The organism is Bacillus sp. FSL K6-0073 (assembly GCF_038006085.1).
GTDB classification, from domain to species: Bacteria; Bacillota; Bacilli; order Bacillales; family Bacillaceae_G; genus Bacillus_A; species Bacillus_A cereus.
The window spans coordinates 3771023-3787094 of record NZ_JBBOUN010000001.1 but is presented as its reverse complement, the minus strand read 5'-3'; the positions used below and the strand labels follow the sequence as shown (position 1 = coordinate 3787094).

Sequence of the window (16072 nt, the reverse complement as noted above, 5' to 3'; positions counted from 1 at the left end):
TAGAAATGTAAATAGTAAAAAGGAAAGAAGGTATCTTCTTTCCTTTTTACTATATTTGTTCCAATTCATTATTATTTATTCCAATTAGCTATGTACTATCGGTGAATGCCATTTTCTAATAGCTCAGTAAATGCATGAATATGAATAGGTTTACTGTAATAATAACCTTGAATAAACTGACATTTATTTTTTTGAAGGAAATTTACGTGCTCTTTCGTTTCTACACCTTCAGCAATGACAGACATTCCTAATGTATTTGCTAATGTGATGATCGTTTTAATAATTTCCATTCCATCATCACATGTTTCAGACATTGTAATAAATTCTCTCGGGATTTTTAACGTATCAATTGGATACAAAGGTAAGTAGGCTAGCGAAGAATAACCTGTACCAAAATCGTCGATAGAAATGTGAATCCCTAAACTTTTTAGTGTACGCAGTTTTATCAATGTTTCTCGCTCATCCATCATTGCAATTCGCTCTGTTAATTCAAGATCAAGAGAGCTTGCTGGTAAACCTGTATTTGTTAAAGTAGAAGAAATAGATTTTACAAAATCCTCTTGTTCAAATTCCTTAGCAGATAAATTCACACCTATTTTTAAATGTGAATATCCGAGTGCGTGCCAACGTTTCATTTGCTTGCAAGCCTGCTCTAATGTCCATTTACCTATTGAAATAATTTGTAGTGTTTCTTCTGCAATCGGAATAAACTCGTATGGAGAAATAATACCTAATTCAGGATGATTCCACCTAATTAAAGCTTCTGCACCGATAATTTTATTAGATTCACTATCAACTTGAGGTTGATACAAAAGGAACAATTCTTCATTTTGTAGTGCGTTTGGTAAATCTTTTTCTAATCGCAATCGTCTTTCAATTTTTTTAGCGATTACATCGTCATAAATAGATACAGAGTTAAGTTCTTTTGCTTTTGCATCATACATTGCAACATTAGCGTTTTTTAGAAGTGTAGCGGTATCGATTCCGGAATGTGGATAAATAGCGATGCCGATACTCAGTGATAAAGTTAATTTATGCTCATGTATGATAAATGACTTTTTCATGCATTTAAATAATTGGTTACATAATTGGAATAAGTAATCTTCGTCAGTATAGTTTTCAATTATGATTGTAAATTCATCGCCACCGATTCTTGAAAGATGAGTATGTGATGGAAGACATGATTGGAATCGCTTTGCTACTTCTTCTAATATGTAATCTCCTGATGAATGTCCAAGTGTATCGTTAATTGCTTTAAAGCGATCTAAATCTAAATATAATAATGCAAACTCGCTTTCTGTTATTTTAGCATTTTTTATAACTCTCTTTAATTTCTTATGGAAAAAGGCACGGTTCCCAATTTTCGTTACAGTGTCATGGAATGCTAAATATTTTATTTCTTCTTGCTGTTTTTTTAGTGCAGTAATATCTTTCACCATAATATAGCTTCCTGAAATTTGTCCGTCTATTATAATAGGAATGATTGTAACGTATAAAAAATAAGTAAAGCCATCTTTATATTGAGAACTAAGTTGTAAGAATGCCGATTCTTGTTGTTTCACTTTTTCTAATGCCATTGCTAGCTTATGCTTATCTTCATCTAAAATGATCGAAAAACAAGTTTCACCTAGTAACTCATCTGTTGGTGCCCCAAGTAGTACACTCCCAGCCTTATTTACATTTAAGAATATTCCATTTAAATCAATGGTGAAGATAGGGTCAGGATGATATTCATATAATGATTTAAACTTTTGCTGTTTTTGAGAAAGAGCCTCTGATTTATGAACTAAATCAGACGTCCGTAAAGTAACTTTTTCTTCTAGTTGGGCATTAAATGCCTGCAAACGTTTTGTTAAGGAATTGTTTTGCATACGTACGATAGAATGACGAATGAGTACGAAAATAAAAGTAATACAATTTCCTGTAATGAGAGTTGAAGATGATGTTTGTTCTTTTAATGTAAACCCGATTAGTATTGCAACAGCAAGATAGGGAAATACAACTAAAGCTTTTTTTCCTATTATAGGGTTTACAAGGAAATAATTTTTATGGCTATTATGATCTTCTGAAATAGAGCCAGCTATTGCAATAAGTAATATAGGTATTCTATATAAAAGACGTAATAATATTATCGTTTCAGTTGATAAGTGGTTATTTAAGTAAAAATAAATATAGTTAAAAGTTGCAGAACTTATTAATACAAAAATAAAGATATAAATTTTCCGTTTGGAATTAAAAATTGTTGGACGGAAAAAGAGACTAACACCTAGTAGTAGAAATAATAAATCTGCAATTGGGTATAAAAATGAAAGGAAAACATCTCCTAGTGAAAGAGCGAATATATTTAAATTTGGTTGATTAAATAAATACCATTCTAATGTAAATATGGAAGTAAGCACTATGCATATATCACAAATAAAGAACGCTTTTTCCCATTTATTGCATTCCTTTAAGATTTTATAGCAGAAAGCGATAAGACAGAAAAATAGAAAAAACATATAAAATACATCAGAAACCGTAAAACGATGTATTGGAATTTCGAAGAAGCTATCTTGATATGTATATACTATTTTCCCTAATAAAAAACTACCAATTGCTATTGTAATACATATCCAAAACGGATTTGAACTGACTTTTTTAGAATATATAGAGTAAATCAGTGATACAAATGTAATGGCTTCAACGACAAGTGAAGCGAAGCGTACATCTGAATTTGAAAAATGAGTAGGGAACAGATAGAAAAATATAAAATAGATTGAATAGCATATTAATGTTCCGATTAATATACATAATTGTAAATTTTTATTTAATTTCAATGAAATCACCTTCTTTAATTATGCACTATGTTCGTTATATCTATACATAATAATATTATTTAAGAATTGTATCAGATTTCCTTATAAAAATCATGTTTATAAGGAAAGTGTTAAAGAGTGTAAGTATTCTTAAGGTTTAAAAAATATTGCGGTTGATAGTATAGACTGCATCAAGACTTTAAATAGAAATTGTATATTTAGTCATCCTTTGAATTGTAAAGTTTTTTTAGTGATTTGTAAGTGGAGATGCAAAATTGCATATAAAATGATGAGTATCCTTTTTTGGGGAGCTTTTTATTTTTTAATCTGAAAATTAACATTTGTGAAAATGTTGAGAAAGGATATAAAATAAGAACGTGTATTCTTACAGAGTGGAATAGTATTGCCACTAAATAGGGAGGCTTTTTTATGATATATCGAATTAAAGATGCAGAAATATACTATGAAATTGTGGGAGAGGGTAAACCGGTCATTATCATACATGGCTGCGCCCCTGACCATAGGTTAATGATGAAATGTATGGAATCAGTATTTCAGAAATATGAAGGTTATAAGCGAATATATATTGATTTACCTGGAATGGGAAAATCGAATGCTCCAAATTGGATAAATAGTTCAGATCGTATAGTAGAAGTGCTTATCACATTTATTGAGGAAATCATTTCTACTGAAAAATTTTTATTGGTAGGAGAATCATATGGAGGCTATTTAGCTAAAGGTATACTTGCAAAGATGTTTGAGAGAGTTAGCGGATTACTATTAGTATGTCCTGTTGTTGTAGCGGAGCCAGAAAAAAGGATTCTTCCAGATAAACAGGTAATTGTACAAGATGAGGAATTTTTAAATACGCTCACTTCCACAGAAAGAGAGGAATTTTGTGAGTTAGCTGTAATAGCAAATGAATATACATATAAGCGATTTAAAGAAGAAATTAAGCCTGGGTTAGATGTTGCTAATGATGAATTTATTGAAAGGTTGCAAAAGAATTACTCTCTTACTATGGATTTTCAGCGTGAAAAATATGAAAATCCCGTTCTTTTACTGACTGGAAGACAAGATATATCAGTAGGTTATCAAAATATTATAGAAATTATTGAAGAATATCCAAGGGCAACATTAGCAGTGTTAGATATGGCAGGGCATAATTTGCAAATTGAGCAGCCTGAATTATTTGAGAGTTTAGTAGGAGAATGGATTAGACGAACAAATCAGCACAGTTTATAAAGTATTTTAGTATTACGCCTAAGTGTTGAAATGGGATAAATGAACGTGATTTATTAACTTATCTCGCTATTTTCCTGTAAAAGCCCGATTAGTAAGGGCTAATTAAAGTTTCACTTTATAAAAAATTTTAAGGAGAAATTATGAGCACATATATTTATATGGTTAGACATGGTGAATCACCAAAACTAGAAGGAAATGAAAGAATGCGCGGGTTAACTGAGAGGGGACATATGGATGCCCGTAGAGTAACTGACATATTAAAAGCGGAGAGGATTGATACTTTTATTTCAAGTCCTTATAATCGGGCTATGCTAACGATAGAGGAGTCAGCTAATTTCCATGAAAAAGAAATAGTAGTATATGAAAATCTTAAAGAGTGTATGTTTTCAAGTGAGGATCAGGTTATATCAGACAAAGAGGTGTATCCACTTGTACAGAAGATGTTCTCTAATCCGGACTTTGCACGAACGGAAGGAGAGTCATATGCAGATTGCCAGAGAAGAGTAGTGAAAGTATTAAAAGAAATCTTAATGGATTTTCAAGGATGCAAAATTGTAATTGGTACACATGGGCTTGTCATGACATTAATGATGAACTATTTTGATAAACAATATGGTTTTGAATTTTTAATGAATACGTCAAAACCGGATATATATAAGATGGAGTTTAAAGAAGAACAATTAATGAATGTAGAGAGATTATGGAAAGAGGAATAAAATTAGTTGCATGGATTTTGTTGTAAAAGTTACTTTTATAGCAAAGTCTTTTTTTTGAATAGAAAGCATCTTTATCAACTATTTTTAGAATGTTAAATCAATAAGTAATTATTCAGTCTTTGAATAAATTATGGAGAAATTGGTTTAGGGAAACAATTTTAAATGTGTCAAAACTCCAAACGTTGGATTTATATTCAATAGGAGAAAAAGATGTAGAATTTTGTCTTACAGTCCCCGTTTACTTTTCATTTCATTACATATAGGCTTTGTGGTGTAAGGGAGACATTGCCTTTACGCAAAATCTATAAGGAGGTCATTGTAATGAAACAGATTAAAAAGTTTGCGGGAGTTGCTTTAGCGGGGACGATTGGATTAAGTGGACTACTGTTTTTAGAACCAAGTGTAAGCGTTGCGGAAGCACAGCAAGTGAAAGTAGAAAATTTCAATACAATTGATGTAACGATGAATCTAAATGAATTGTATGTATTAAGTGGCAGAAGTATTGATATTCTTTCTGGAGATAAAGAAGCAATTCAGTTAAATAAATACACAATTAGTTTTAATAAACCTGGGAAGTATGTGATTAAAGTAAATGGCTGTATTTATGATGATGTATATACTTTTATTGTAAATGAGTAGTATATATTCTTAAATTGCGAGATAAAAACAGAAACACCCTATTTACGGTGAGAGTCGTAAATAGGGTGGATTTATTTGTATTAAGCTGTACTTTAAAGATGTTCACTAATTTTCTTTTTGCCATGTAAAGTATGTAAAAGTGTTTGAAACATCTTAAATGATTGCTGAAAGATTGGACTTTGAATAAAGGTGTACAGAAAAGTTACGATGAAAACAGGACCTCCTAGCATAAATCCAATAACTAGTACAATACATTCTACTATGATTCTAGCACGGCTAATAGAAAGTCCTGTTTTGTCTGAAATAGTAAGCATGAATCCATCACGGGGTCCAGCGCCAATCCCAGCTGCAACGTACATACCTCCACCGATACCTGTAATGGCAATACCAGAAAATAAAATGAGTAAGTTTATCCATAAATAATTACTAGCTTCTGGAAGCATGTTTGATTGTAAGAAAAAGTCCATAATGGGACCGATAAGTAGTGCATTCAAAAATGTCCCCACATTTATATATTTTCGATCTACTAGTAAAGATATTAGAACGAGACATAACCCACATATGACACTCCACGTACCGATGGTCCATCCAAACTTTTGGTAGAGAGCCATATTTAAAACTTCCCAGGGGTGCAAGCCGAGAAATTTAACTTTGACTGCGAGAGCGTTTCCAAGGCCAAAGAAAATTAATCCTAAGAAAAAAAGAAAATAGCGAAAGAGAGTTAGCCTCATCTTTAAAACCTCCCATATTTTATAATTATGTATGTTACCTGTTACGGTCTTAATGTACAAATATTATGTCTTTTTATCATGCGTTTAAAAGTGTTAACAATGTAAATGAAATATACATCTTCACAGTCAAAAAAGTTAAAATATTTCGTTTTAAGGATTATAATGGAGGGAGAAACATAAAAGGGAGTGAATGAACTTGAAACAAGAACTTATTGAAAGATTTACGAGATATGTAAAAATTGATACGCAATCAAATGAAGAAAGCCATACAGTACCAACAACACCAGGACAAATTGAGTTTGGTAAGTTATTAGTGGAAGAGCTAAAAGAAATTGGTTTAACAGAAGTAACGATGGATGATAATGGCTATGTAATGGCAACACTTCCAGCTAATACGGACAAGGATGTTCCTGTAATTGGATTTTTAGCCCATTTAGATACAGCAACAGACTTTACAGGGAAAAACGTCAAACCACAAATTCATGAAAATTTTGATGGTAATGCAATTACGTTAAATGAAGAGCTAAATGTTGTGTTAACACCAGAGCAGTTCCCGGAATTACCATCATATAAAGGACATACCATTATTACAACTGATGGTACAACACTTCTAGGAGCAGATGATAAAGCTGGTCTTACAGAAATTATGGTTGCAATGAACCATTTAATACATAATCCGCAAATTAAGCACGGGAAAATAAGAGTAGCATTTACACCGGATGAAGAAATTGGTCGTGGGCCAGCGCATTTTGATGTAGAAGCGTTTGGTGCATCATTCGCTTATACGATGGATGGAGGTCCATTAGGTGGTTTAGAGTATGAAAGTTTTAATGCTGCAGGTGCTAAGTTAACGTTTAACGGAACGAATACACATCCTGGAACAGCGAAAAATAAAATGCGCAATGCTACTAAACTGGCTATGGAGTTTAACGGGTATTTACCAGTAGAAGAGGCGCCAGAATATACAGAAGGCTATGAAGGATTCTATCATTTACTTTCTTTAAATGGTGATGTTGAGCAAAGTAAAGCGTATTATATTATTCGAGACTTTGATCGTGAAAATTTTGAGGCGCGTAAAAATAACGTTAAAAATATTGTGAAGACTATGCAAGAAAAGTATGGCGAAGATGCAGTCGTTTTAGAAATGAACGATCAATACTATAACATGCTTGAAAAAATTGAACCGGTAAGAGAAATTGTTGATATTGCATATGAAGCAATGAAAAGTTTAGACATTGAACCAAATATTCATCCGATTCGCGGAGGCACAGATGGATCACAATTATCATATATGGGATTACCGACGCCGAACATTTTCACTGGTGGTGAAAATTATCACGGTAAATTTGAATATGTTTCGGTAGATACTATGGAAAAAGCCGTTCAAGTTATTGTGGAAATTGCAAGACGTTTTGAGGAGCAAGCTTAAAAAAGAACCAAGTAGTACGAATGTGCTACTTGGTTTTTTTAATATAGTACTCGCCACAAATAAAAAGTCGCATAAGACTCCCAATTAGCCCAGTTTGCCGCGAAACCTTTTATTTCATTTTTAGTCGGTTTATTTTCGGAACCTGTTATAAATTTAATTGCATTATGGAGACCAACATCATCAATTGGAAAAGCTGAAGGAAATCTTAAACAACGCATTAAAACATAGTTGGCAGTCCATGGTCCTATACCATGGATAGCGGTTAATTGTTTCTCAGCAACCTTTACATCTTGTGTTTGCAGTAAATCCTCTTTTGATAGTTTTCTCTCTGTAATAAGCTTCGCAATACCGATTAAATATTCACATTTTCTAGTCGTCATTTTTAATTGTTGGAGATCTTCTACATGTAGATTTGCAATTGTTTCAGGTGATGGGAATATCCAATGCTTTCTACCGTCCCATTCTACATAACTGCCAAATTGCTCAACTAATCTTCTTTTTAGCGTATAAGCATATGTTAAGTTAATTTGTTGACCGATAATTCCCCAGGAAAGTGCCTCAAATAAGTCTGGAATACCTAAATTACGAAGGCCATAATATTGTTCAATTGGTCCTTGAAGGAGTAAATCATGTTTAGCTAATGTATAAAAGGGAGCTAAATCAGTAGTTAAATCAAACCATTCTTTTACATAGTTAGCTACAGCATCGCTTACCCATCTTTCATGAGTATATAACTCTCCTAAAAAACGTATTTGAATATTGCCATCAGTATTCAAACTAATTTCAACTAAAGGATTTACATCTTGAACAGGGATAACTTTATAAATTTTATTGTCTTCAATATGAAACATACATTCATTGTTAGAACGTGATAGATAACGTAAATTTTCTTGGAAACAAAATTCTTTTGGAACTGCTATAGATAATGCGCTATTATATTCTGCTGTCATATGAATTCCACCTATAACTTTTCTAATGTAAGCAATTTTTTCTTCATTTCTAATCCACCCCTAAATCCGGTTAGTTTCCCATTCTTCCCAATAACACGGTGACAAGGAATAGTAATAAGGAGAGGGTTAGCAGCAATAGCAGAAGCAACGGCGCGCACAGCTTTAGGTATTTGAATTTTTTCAGCAATTTCTGTATAAGAATATGTCTTTCCATAAGGAATTTCACGTACCGTATTCCAAACAGATAATTGAAAATTAGTTCCATAAGCATCGATAGGAAATGTAAAAGTTTCTCGCTTGTTTTCTAAATACTCGATAACTTCTTGCGTATATATTTGCAAGTAATCTGGACTATGAATCAATATATGTTGGGGCAGTTTTTTTCTAGCCCATATATTTAATTCTTCAAAATTTTCGTCTTGTGATCCAATGAAACATAGTCCATTTTCAGTTGCAGCAATATGAAATCGCCAATTTTTATGTGTAAGTAGCGTCCAATATATATAATTATTTTTGTAGGAATTCATTATCGTATCCCTCTTTCATTTCGTTCTTTTTTCGATATTCAGTAGGAGTAAATCCGGTTTTCTTTTTAAATAAAGTTGCGAAATACTCTGGGTTTTCTATCCCGACAGCAGTACTAATTTCTTTAATAGATTGATTTGTGTGTAAAAGGTATTTGGTTGCTTTAAGAACCCTGAATTGTTGTATATATTCTATAGGAGTTAGCCCTATTATTCTTTTGAAAGTACGCTGTAAATGAAAAGGGCTACCGTGACACATTTCCGCAAGCATGTCGAGAGTTAAGGATTCGTCATAATGCTTTTCGATATAGTCTTTAATTTGTTCTACCCACTCTTCATTAGGTAAAGTGATCCCATTTGGCTTACAACGTTTGCACGGGCGAAAGTTTTCGCTTAATGCTTGCTCTGCATGATGAAAAATTCGTACATTGTTTCTATTCGGTATTCTTGATTTGCATGATGGCCTGCAAAAAATTCCAGTTGATTTCACAGCATAAAAGAATTTGCTATCATAGGAAGAATCATTATGAATAATTGCTTGCCAATACTCATTTGTTAATATAACTCCTTCATTATGCAAAGAACATCACCTCTGAAATTAGTATAACCTGAATAAAGTGCGTATGTATGTATTCATAAATGTAAGAGCAAGATTACAAAGGTGAAAATATGATTGTTTTTCTATTTTGTGATAGCATGAAATTTGGAAATAAACATCAAGAGGAGGGCTAAAAGTGAAGTTAATTTCATGGAATGTAAATGGTTTGCGAGCAGTTATCGCAAAAGGTGGATTCTTGGAATATCTCGAGGAATCAAGTGCTGATATATTTTGTCTACAAGAGATTAAATTACAAGAAGGGCAAATTGATTTAAATCTAGAGGGATATTATACATACTGGAATTATGCTGTGAAAAAAGGATATTCAGGAACTGCTATTTTTTCGAAAAAAGAACCGCTTTCAGTTACATATGGTTTAGACATTGAAGAGCATGATCAAGAAGGGCGACTTATTACTTTAGAATTCGAAGATTTTTATATGATAACGTTATATACACCAAATTCAAAACGTGGATTAGAACGATTAGATTACAGAATGAAATGGGAAGATGATTTCAGATCCTATATCAAACGATTAGATGAGAAAAAACCAGTTATTTTTTGTGGAGACTTAAATGTTGCTCATAAAGAAATCGATTTGAAAAATCCAAAAAGTAATCGTAAAAATCCTGGATTCTCTGATGAGGAGCGAGAGAAATTTTCATGTATTTTAGAAGAAGGATTTACTGATACATATCGTTACCTTTATCCTGATCAAGAAAGTGCATACTCGTGGTGGTCGTATCGTATGGGCGCGAGAGCGAAAAATATCGGATGGCGTTTAGATTATTTTGTTGTTTCGGAAAGAATGAAAGACCAAATAACAGAAGCGAAAATTAATAGTGAAGTGATGGGATCAGACCATTGTCCAGTTAAATTGCATATAAATTTCTAAAAAAAGAAGTATCTCCCTAATATTAGGGAGATACTTCTTTTTTTAATTCAGTTTGTTAAAATTTTTCAAATCATTCTTGAAATAATTTCATATTAAATATATACTTAGTAACGATAATCATTATCAGTGAAAAAGATTATCAAGTGATGAAGGCGTAAAAGAATTATAGTCTAGGGGAAGTGAACGTGAATGAGTTCTGGATAAAATTATTAATCTAATGAAATATATATATGGGATAAGATTCATATAGTTAAATTCTATTGAGAATATAGTTTGAAAATTTGAGAGGAGACATATAAAGATGAACAAGAAATTATTTACTTTAGGGATGGTTACAGTTTTAAGTGTAGGTTTAGCGGCATGTAATAGTGCGGATAAAACTTCAGGCGAGCAAAAACAACAGACAAAAGCTACGGAAACGAAAAAAGATGAAAAACGAAAAATTACATATTTAGGTAAAGAATATACAGTGCCAGCAAAAGTAGATAAAATTGCGACAGCTAGTTTAGAGTCAATGGAAGATGCGGCAGTACTTGGAATTAAACCAGTTGGTGCCATTACTGTAGGTGGTAAACTACCAAAGTACCTGGAAAAAGAGTTAGAAGGTGCGAAATCTGTTGGTGAGAAAATGCAACCCAATTTCGAAACATTACTACAATTAAAACCAGATGTGATTACATCAAGTACGAAATTCCCAGCAGAAACAGCTGAAAAGTTTACGAAAGTAGCTCCTACATTCCCGGTATCACACGTTTCAACAAATTGGGAAGATAACTTAAAGTTAATGGGAGAATTAACTGGTAAAAAAGATAAAGCAGAAAAAATTATTAAAGACTACAATTCAGACGCTGAAAAAGCAAAAGCAAAACTAGGAGATAAGTTAAAAGATAAAAAAGTACTTGTCATTAGACTAAGAGCAAACGAATTATTCCTATATCCAGAAGGAGTATACTTCAACCCTGTAATTTATAAAGATCTTGGACTAACTGCTCCAGAACAATTGAAAACTGTAAAAGCACAAGAGAAAATTTCATTTGAAAAACTTGCTGAACTTAACCCAGATTATATTTTCTTACAATATGAGGCAAGTGAAAATAAAAATCCAAAAGTGTTAGAAGAAATTGAAAGTAATCCAATTTGGCAAAGTATGAATGCTGCGAAGGAAAAGAAAGTATTTGTAAACGTTGTAGATCCAATGGCACAAGGTGGTACTGCTTGGAGTAAAACTGCCTTCTTAAAAGAAGCAGTGAAAAATTTATCTAAATAATACAATAAGTAAGGTGCGTTGAATGATATGCAGAAAACAAATGCAGTACCAGTAACTATATTATGTATAGCACCCATACTCATCTTATTTACAGTTATACTTTCGATTTTGTATGGGGCGAAAAGTATTGATGCTGAAACAGTGTGGAACGCATTATTTCATTTTGATTCAAGTGATGTAAATCATAATATTATTATTACTTCACGTTTACCAAGGGTAGTTGCAGCTCTTTTAGTCGGAGCATTTCTAGCCATATCAGGAGCACTTATGCAGGGGATGACAAGAAACTATCTTGCATCCCCTTCTATTATGGGTGTGACGGATGGTGCTGCCTTTGTTATTACACTTTGTATGATTTTTCTTCCAGGAATGTCATCAATTGGTATGGTTGTATGTTCAATGATTGGTTCTGCACTCGGAGCCGGTATCGTGTTTGGTTTTGGTTCGCTCCTTCAAAATGGCTTATCACCAGTTAGGTTAGCAATTATCGGAACAGTTATTGGAACATTTTTAAGCAGTGTATCGGCTGCCATGGCTTCGTATTTCCAAATTTCTCAAAATGTTAGTTTTTGGTTTAATGCAAAGTTAGATCAAGTAGATCCTAATATAATTAAAATTACGATACCGTTTGGGATAATTGGAATAATTTTAGCATTGTTAATATCAAAATCTATTACCATTCTTTCATTAGGCGAAGAGGTTTCTATTAATTTAGGACAGCGTACAAAACTAGTTAAAGCGATGGCAATTTTATCGGTAATTTTTTTAACAGGAACAGCAGTTGCTTTAGTAGGAAAAGTTGGTTTTGTAGGTTTAATTATTCCGCACATTACCCGCTTTATAATTGGAGTAGATTATAAATGGATATTGCCATGTGCAGGCGTTATTGGTGGGGTTTTCTTAGCGTTATGTGATGTTTTAAGTAGATTTGTAAATTATCCATTTGAAACGCCAATTGGAGTCGTAACATCTTTAATTGGAATTCCTTTCTTCCTTTATTTAATCCGTACAAGAGGAGGAGAGAGACATGCTTAAAAGTTCAAGTCAACGTTTCGGAATGACGATGGGGATTATTATATTTTTAATACTATGTGCTATTTATATTAGTTTAACAAATGGTACGTTCGACATTACGATTACAGATGTGTTTAAAACACTTTTTAGAATTGATCCAGTACCAGAACATGATTTAGTTATTTTTGAGTTTCGTCTTCCACGTATCGTAATTGCTGGATTAGTAGGATTAGGCCTTGGTGTTGCGGGTGCCGTTATTCAAGGGATTACGAGAAATGGATTGGCAGACCCAGGTATTTTAGGAGTAAATGCCGGTGCGGGAACAGCGATCGTCATTTTTATGTTTTTCTTTCAAGGACAATTAAAAAGCACAAACTGGGTTTCTATTATGATGATGCCAATGTTTGGTTTAGTCGGCGGATTAGGTGCTGCTATTATCATCTATCTTTTTTCTTGGAAAAACGGTAAGTTAGATTCGCAGCGACTTTTATTAACAGGGATTGCAATTGGATCAGGATTTGGGGCCTTTTCTATGTACTTATCACTCAAAATGAAGTCAACTGATTTCGAGATGGCTGCAGTGTGGGTTTCTGGAAGCATATATAGTGCGAACTGGAAGTATATTGTGGCTATGTTACCATGGCTTATTATTTTAATTCCACTTATACAAAAGAAAGCATATTTACTAGATTTATTTCAATTGGAAGAAACGAGTATTACAAGTTTAGGTGTTTCAGTAGAAAGAGAGAAATCGATTTTATTATTAAGCAGTATCGGGCTTGTGAGTGCATGTGTTGCTGTTTCAGGGAGTATCGGTTTTATTGGCTTAATGGCACCGCATATAGCGAAAAGACTTGTCGGTATTCAACATAAGTATATAATTCCCACGTGCGGCGTAATCGGAATGTTTCTTGTAGTTGCCTCAGACTTTATTGCAAAAACAGTTTTCACACCTGTAGAGTTACCAGTTGGAATCGTTATTTCTATTGTCGGTGTACCGTATTTCTTATATTTACTTTATAAGGCGAAAGCGTAAGAGGAGGAATAAAAGTGAGTATTTTAAGTGCAAAAAATTTAGAAACAAGTTATGAAAAGCTTACAGTGTTTCGCGATTTAAATGTGGAAATACAAGAAGGAAAAGTAACGACAATTATAGGTCCGAACGGTTGCGGTAAATCAACATTGTTAAAAACAATGGGAAGAATTTTAAAACAAAAAAGCGGAAAAGTATATTTACAAGGGCAAGATTTACATACAATTTCAACGAAAGAAATTGCGAAGCAGTTAGCTTTACTCCCGCAAACTCCAATTGCACCAGGTGAACTTAAAGTGGAAGAATTAATTTCTTATGGACGCTATCCACATCGAAATAACGTAAATAAGTTAACGACAAAAGATAAAGAAATGATTGATTGGGCATTAAATATAACGAAAACTTCTGAATTTCGAACGAGACAAATTGCAAATTTATCAGGTGGTCAAAGACAAAAGGTATGGCTAGCGATGGCATTAGCACAAGAGACAGAAGTGTTGCTATTAGATGAGCCAACTACATACCTTGATATGTCTCATCAATTAGATGTATTACAAATTGTGGAGAAGTTAAATAAAGAACATAATTGTACGGTTGTTATGGTATTACATGATATTAACCATGCAGCAAGGTTTTCAGATGAAATTATTGCAATGAAGGAAGGAGAAATTGTTACAACTGGTAGCCCAGAAGAAATCATTACAAATGAAGTGTTAAAAGAAGTATTTCATATTGATGCACGTGTCATGATAGATCCGTATAACGGGGCTCCTGTTTGTTTCGGTTATGATAGCGTTGTATCTCAAGAAGAAAAAATCGAAATATATGTAACAAGTTAAAAAGGGGGGGATAGGGTGAATACTACAGTTGAAAAACAGCAGATTATAACATCTAATACAGAACAGTGGAAAATGTATTCAAAATTAGAAGGTAAGGAATATCAAATTCATATTTCAAAGCCGAGGCAACCAGCACCGGATTCAGGATATCCTGTCATTTATGTATTAGATGGCAATGCCTTTTTTCAAACATTTCATGAAGCAGTTAAAATACAATCAGTAAGAGCGGAAAAAACCGGTGTTTCACCAGCTGTTATAGTAGGATTGGGTTATCCAATTGAAGGCGCATTTTCAGGGGAAGAAAGATGTTATGATTTTACGCCTAGCGTAATTTCAAAAGATGCCCCTTTAAAACCAGACGGTAAACCGTGGCCTAAAACAGGAGGAGCACATAATTTCTTTACTTTTATTGAAGAAGAACTGAAACCACAAATTGAAAAGAATTTTGAGATCGATAAAAGTAAGCAAACGTTATTTGGACATTCTTTAGGTGGACTATTTGCTCTTTATATACTATTTACAAACTTAAATGCTTTTCAAAATTATTTTATTAGTAGTCCATCTATATGGTGGAATAACCAATCCGTACTTGAAAAAGAAGAGAACCTTATACATGAATTAAACAATGCTAAGTTTGAAACAGGAGTGTTCCTTACAGTTGGGTCACTAGAACGAGAGCATATGGTTGTAGGCGCAAATGAATTATCAGAGCGCCTTCTCCAAGTAAACCACGATAAACTTAAATTTAAGTTTTATGAAGCTGAAGGGGAGAATCATGCATCTGTTGTGCCGACTTCTTTAAGTAAAGGATTGAGATTTATTAGTTACGTATAGGAAAAAAGGTTATGGATGAAACATTCCATAACCTTTTTTGATATGTAGAATTGTCCTTTTTGAAAGTTTTGTTTCAACTTTTCGTCTAAGGAGACAAAAAGTTGTCACAAAACGGTCACAATTAGCATAAACATAAAATAGACGAAATGAACTTATTTCCAAAAAGGCTTGGTTTATTCCGATCATGATTTGTAGAGCTGAAAAAGTATGGATTAAAAGTTCACTATATTCCCAAGGAGGTAGATCGTATGAAAACTATTCTTGCTATCGCTGGACTTATTTGGGTTTTATCGCATGGCATCCCAATTTATGAAGGAGAACAAATTCGCAGTGCTCTGAATAAAAATTTTAATGAATATCATATCATTGATCGGCAAGATAATGTTGTAACAGTTCGAGTAAATGACTGTTTTCATACGGTAACCGTTGAAGGAACTTCAGTAGTGAATGATACAAAAGTATGCGATCAGCAATAATCATATATGGAAAGAAAAAATTGTTGGATTAAATAGCTGAAAATTAAGTTTTTAATATTATAGACAAAGAATAAGCGGGGGCGGGTA

Annotated in this window: 16 protein-coding genes; 11 read left to right on the top strand and 5 right to left on the bottom strand. The window is 33.1% G+C overall.

What is annotated here, in order from left to right; translation table 11 throughout:
* Positions 1-95: 95 nt before the first annotated feature.
* A complete protein-coding gene (locus MHB52_RS19515; RefSeq protein WP_000773536.1) occupies positions 96-2816 on the bottom strand; it encodes a bifunctional diguanylate cyclase/phosphodiesterase in 2721 nt (906 codons plus the stop codon).
* 408 nt (positions 2817-3224) lie between these two features.
* On the opposite strand from MHB52_RS19515, the gene MHB52_RS19510 reads away from it, so the two are divergent.
* From MHB52_RS19510 to MHB52_RS19500, 3 genes are all read left to right on the top strand, one after another.
* Positions 3225-4040, top strand: a complete 816-nt coding sequence (locus MHB52_RS19510; protein WP_000640332.1) for an alpha/beta fold hydrolase — start codon at positions 3225-3227, stop codon at positions 4038-4040.
* Between the two features lie 140 nt (positions 4041-4180).
* Positions 4181-4756: a histidine phosphatase family protein gene (locus tag MHB52_RS19505; protein WP_000109178.1), complete on the top strand. Its 576-nt coding sequence runs from the start codon at positions 4181-4183 to the stop codon at positions 4754-4756.
* A 321-nt stretch (positions 4757-5077) separates the two neighbouring features.
* Positions 5078-5395 carry a hypothetical protein gene (locus MHB52_RS19500; RefSeq protein ID WP_000809495.1) on the top strand — a complete coding sequence of 106 codons (318 nt, stop codon included), beginning with the start codon at positions 5078-5080 and terminating at the stop codon, positions 5393-5395.
* A gap of 92 nt (positions 5396-5487) precedes the next feature.
* Here the strand turns inward: MHB52_RS19500 and MHB52_RS19495 are convergent, their stop codons facing one another.
* The gene (locus MHB52_RS19495; protein ID WP_001241259.1) at positions 5488-6126 is read right to left on the bottom strand and encodes a YczE/YyaS/YitT family protein; all 639 of its coding nucleotides are present in this window, start codon (positions 6124-6126) and stop codon (positions 5488-5490) included.
* A 196-nt stretch (positions 6127-6322) separates the two neighbouring features.
* On the opposite strand from MHB52_RS19495, the gene pepT reads away from it, so the two are divergent.
* Positions 6323-7555: a peptidase T gene (gene pepT / locus MHB52_RS19490; protein WP_000807014.1), complete on the top strand. Its 1233-nt coding sequence runs from the start codon at positions 6323-6325 to the stop codon at positions 7553-7555.
* Between the two features lie 38 nt (positions 7556-7593).
* On the opposite strand, the gene MHB52_RS19485 is transcribed toward pepT, so the two are convergent.
* The 3 genes from MHB52_RS19485 to MHB52_RS19475 are packed head-to-tail and all read right to left on the bottom strand — an operon-like array spanning position 7594 to position 9609.
* On the bottom strand, positions 7594-8505 hold the full coding sequence (locus MHB52_RS19485; protein WP_000123499.1) for a DNA-3-methyladenine glycosylase 2: 912 nt from the start codon (positions 8503-8505) through the stop codon (positions 7594-7596).
* A gap of 11 nt (positions 8506-8516) precedes the next feature.
* Positions 8517-9032, bottom strand: a complete 516-nt coding sequence (locus MHB52_RS19480; protein WP_044796961.1) for a methylated-DNA--[protein]-cysteine S-methyltransferase — start codon at positions 9030-9032, stop codon at positions 8517-8519.
* Entirely contained in the window at positions 9013-9609 is a 597-nt protein-coding gene (locus MHB52_RS19475) for a bifunctional transcriptional activator/DNA repair enzyme AdaA (RefSeq protein WP_000551300.1), read from the bottom strand. The genes MHB52_RS19480 and MHB52_RS19475 overlap by 20 nt, the downstream gene beginning before the upstream one ends.
* Positions 9610-9763: 154 nt before the next feature.
* Between MHB52_RS19475 and MHB52_RS19470 the strand changes: the two genes are divergently transcribed.
* The 7 genes from MHB52_RS19470 (at position 9764) to MHB52_RS19440 (ending at position 15985) form a co-directional block, all read left to right on the top strand.
* Positions 9764-10522, top strand: a complete 759-nt coding sequence (locus MHB52_RS19470) for an exodeoxyribonuclease III (protein ID WP_061664174.1) — start codon at positions 9764-9766, stop codon at positions 10520-10522.
* 301 nt (positions 10523-10823) lie between these two features.
* Complete coding sequence (locus MHB52_RS19465) at positions 10824-11789, top strand: iron-hydroxamate ABC transporter substrate-binding protein (RefSeq protein ID WP_001035506.1); 966 nt, start codon at positions 10824-10826, stop codon at positions 11787-11789.
* Between the two features lie 27 nt (positions 11790-11816).
* The gene (locus MHB52_RS19460; RefSeq protein WP_001173058.1) at positions 11817-12824 is read left to right on the top strand and encodes a FecCD family ABC transporter permease; all 1008 of its coding nucleotides are present in this window, start codon (positions 11817-11819) and stop codon (positions 12822-12824) included.
* Positions 12817-13839, top strand: coding sequence for a FecCD family ABC transporter permease (locus tag MHB52_RS19455; RefSeq protein WP_061664176.1), 1023 nt, complete (start codon positions 12817-12819; stop codon positions 13837-13839). Before MHB52_RS19460 ends, MHB52_RS19455 begins: the two co-directional genes overlap by 8 nt.
* A 14-nt stretch (positions 13840-13853) precedes the next feature.
* Positions 13854-14675 carry an ABC transporter ATP-binding protein gene (locus tag MHB52_RS19450; RefSeq protein ID WP_000025773.1) on the top strand — a complete coding sequence of 274 codons (822 nt, stop codon included), beginning with the start codon at positions 13854-13856 and terminating at the stop codon, positions 14673-14675.
* 15 nt (positions 14676-14690) lie between these two features.
* Positions 14691-15509, top strand: coding sequence for an alpha/beta hydrolase (locus MHB52_RS19445; RefSeq protein ID WP_001098703.1), 819 nt, complete (start codon positions 14691-14693; stop codon positions 15507-15509).
* A gap of 248 nt (positions 15510-15757) precedes the next feature.
* Positions 15758-15985 (top strand): hypothetical protein, encoded by a 228-nt coding sequence (locus MHB52_RS19440; protein WP_000849103.1) that lies wholly within the window; start codon positions 15758-15760, stop codon positions 15983-15985.
* The last annotated feature ends 87 nt before the right edge of the window (positions 15986-16072 follow it).

Excerpts from the sequence above, each read along its gene's own strand:
- MHB52_RS19440 (WP_000849103.1), top strand. The coding sequence starts at position 15,758 with ATGAAAACTATTCTTGCTATCGCTGGACTTATTTGGGTTTTATCGCAT.
- MHB52_RS19465 (WP_001035506.1), top strand. The coding sequence starts at position 10,824 with ATGAACAAGAAATTATTTACTTTAGGGATGGTTACAGTTTTAAGTGTA.
- MHB52_RS19505 (WP_000109178.1), top strand. The coding sequence starts at position 4,181 with ATGAGCACATATATTTATATGGTTAGACATGGTGAATCACCAAAACTA.
- MHB52_RS19500 (WP_000809495.1), top strand. The coding sequence starts at position 5,078 with ATGAAACAGATTAAAAAGTTTGCGGGAGTTGCTTTAGCGGGGACGATT.
- MHB52_RS19460 (WP_001173058.1), top strand. The coding sequence starts at position 11,817 with ATGCAGAAAACAAATGCAGTACCAGTAACTATATTATGTATAGCACCC.
- MHB52_RS19495 (WP_001241259.1), bottom strand. The coding sequence starts at position 6,126 with ATGAGGCTAACTCTCTTTCGCTATTTTCTTTTTTTCTTAGGATTAATT.
- MHB52_RS19485 (WP_000123499.1), bottom strand. The coding sequence starts at position 8,505 with ATGACAGCAGAATATAATAGCGCATTATCTATAGCAGTTCCAAAAGAA.
- MHB52_RS19510 (WP_000640332.1), top strand. The coding sequence starts at position 3,225 with ATGATATATCGAATTAAAGATGCAGAAATATACTATGAAATTGTGGGA.
- MHB52_RS19455 (WP_061664176.1), top strand. The coding sequence starts at position 12,817 with ATGCTTAAAAGTTCAAGTCAACGTTTCGGAATGACGATGGGGATTATT.
- MHB52_RS19480 (WP_044796961.1), bottom strand. The coding sequence starts at position 9,032 with ATGAATTCCTACAAAAATAATTATATATATTGGACGCTACTTACACAT.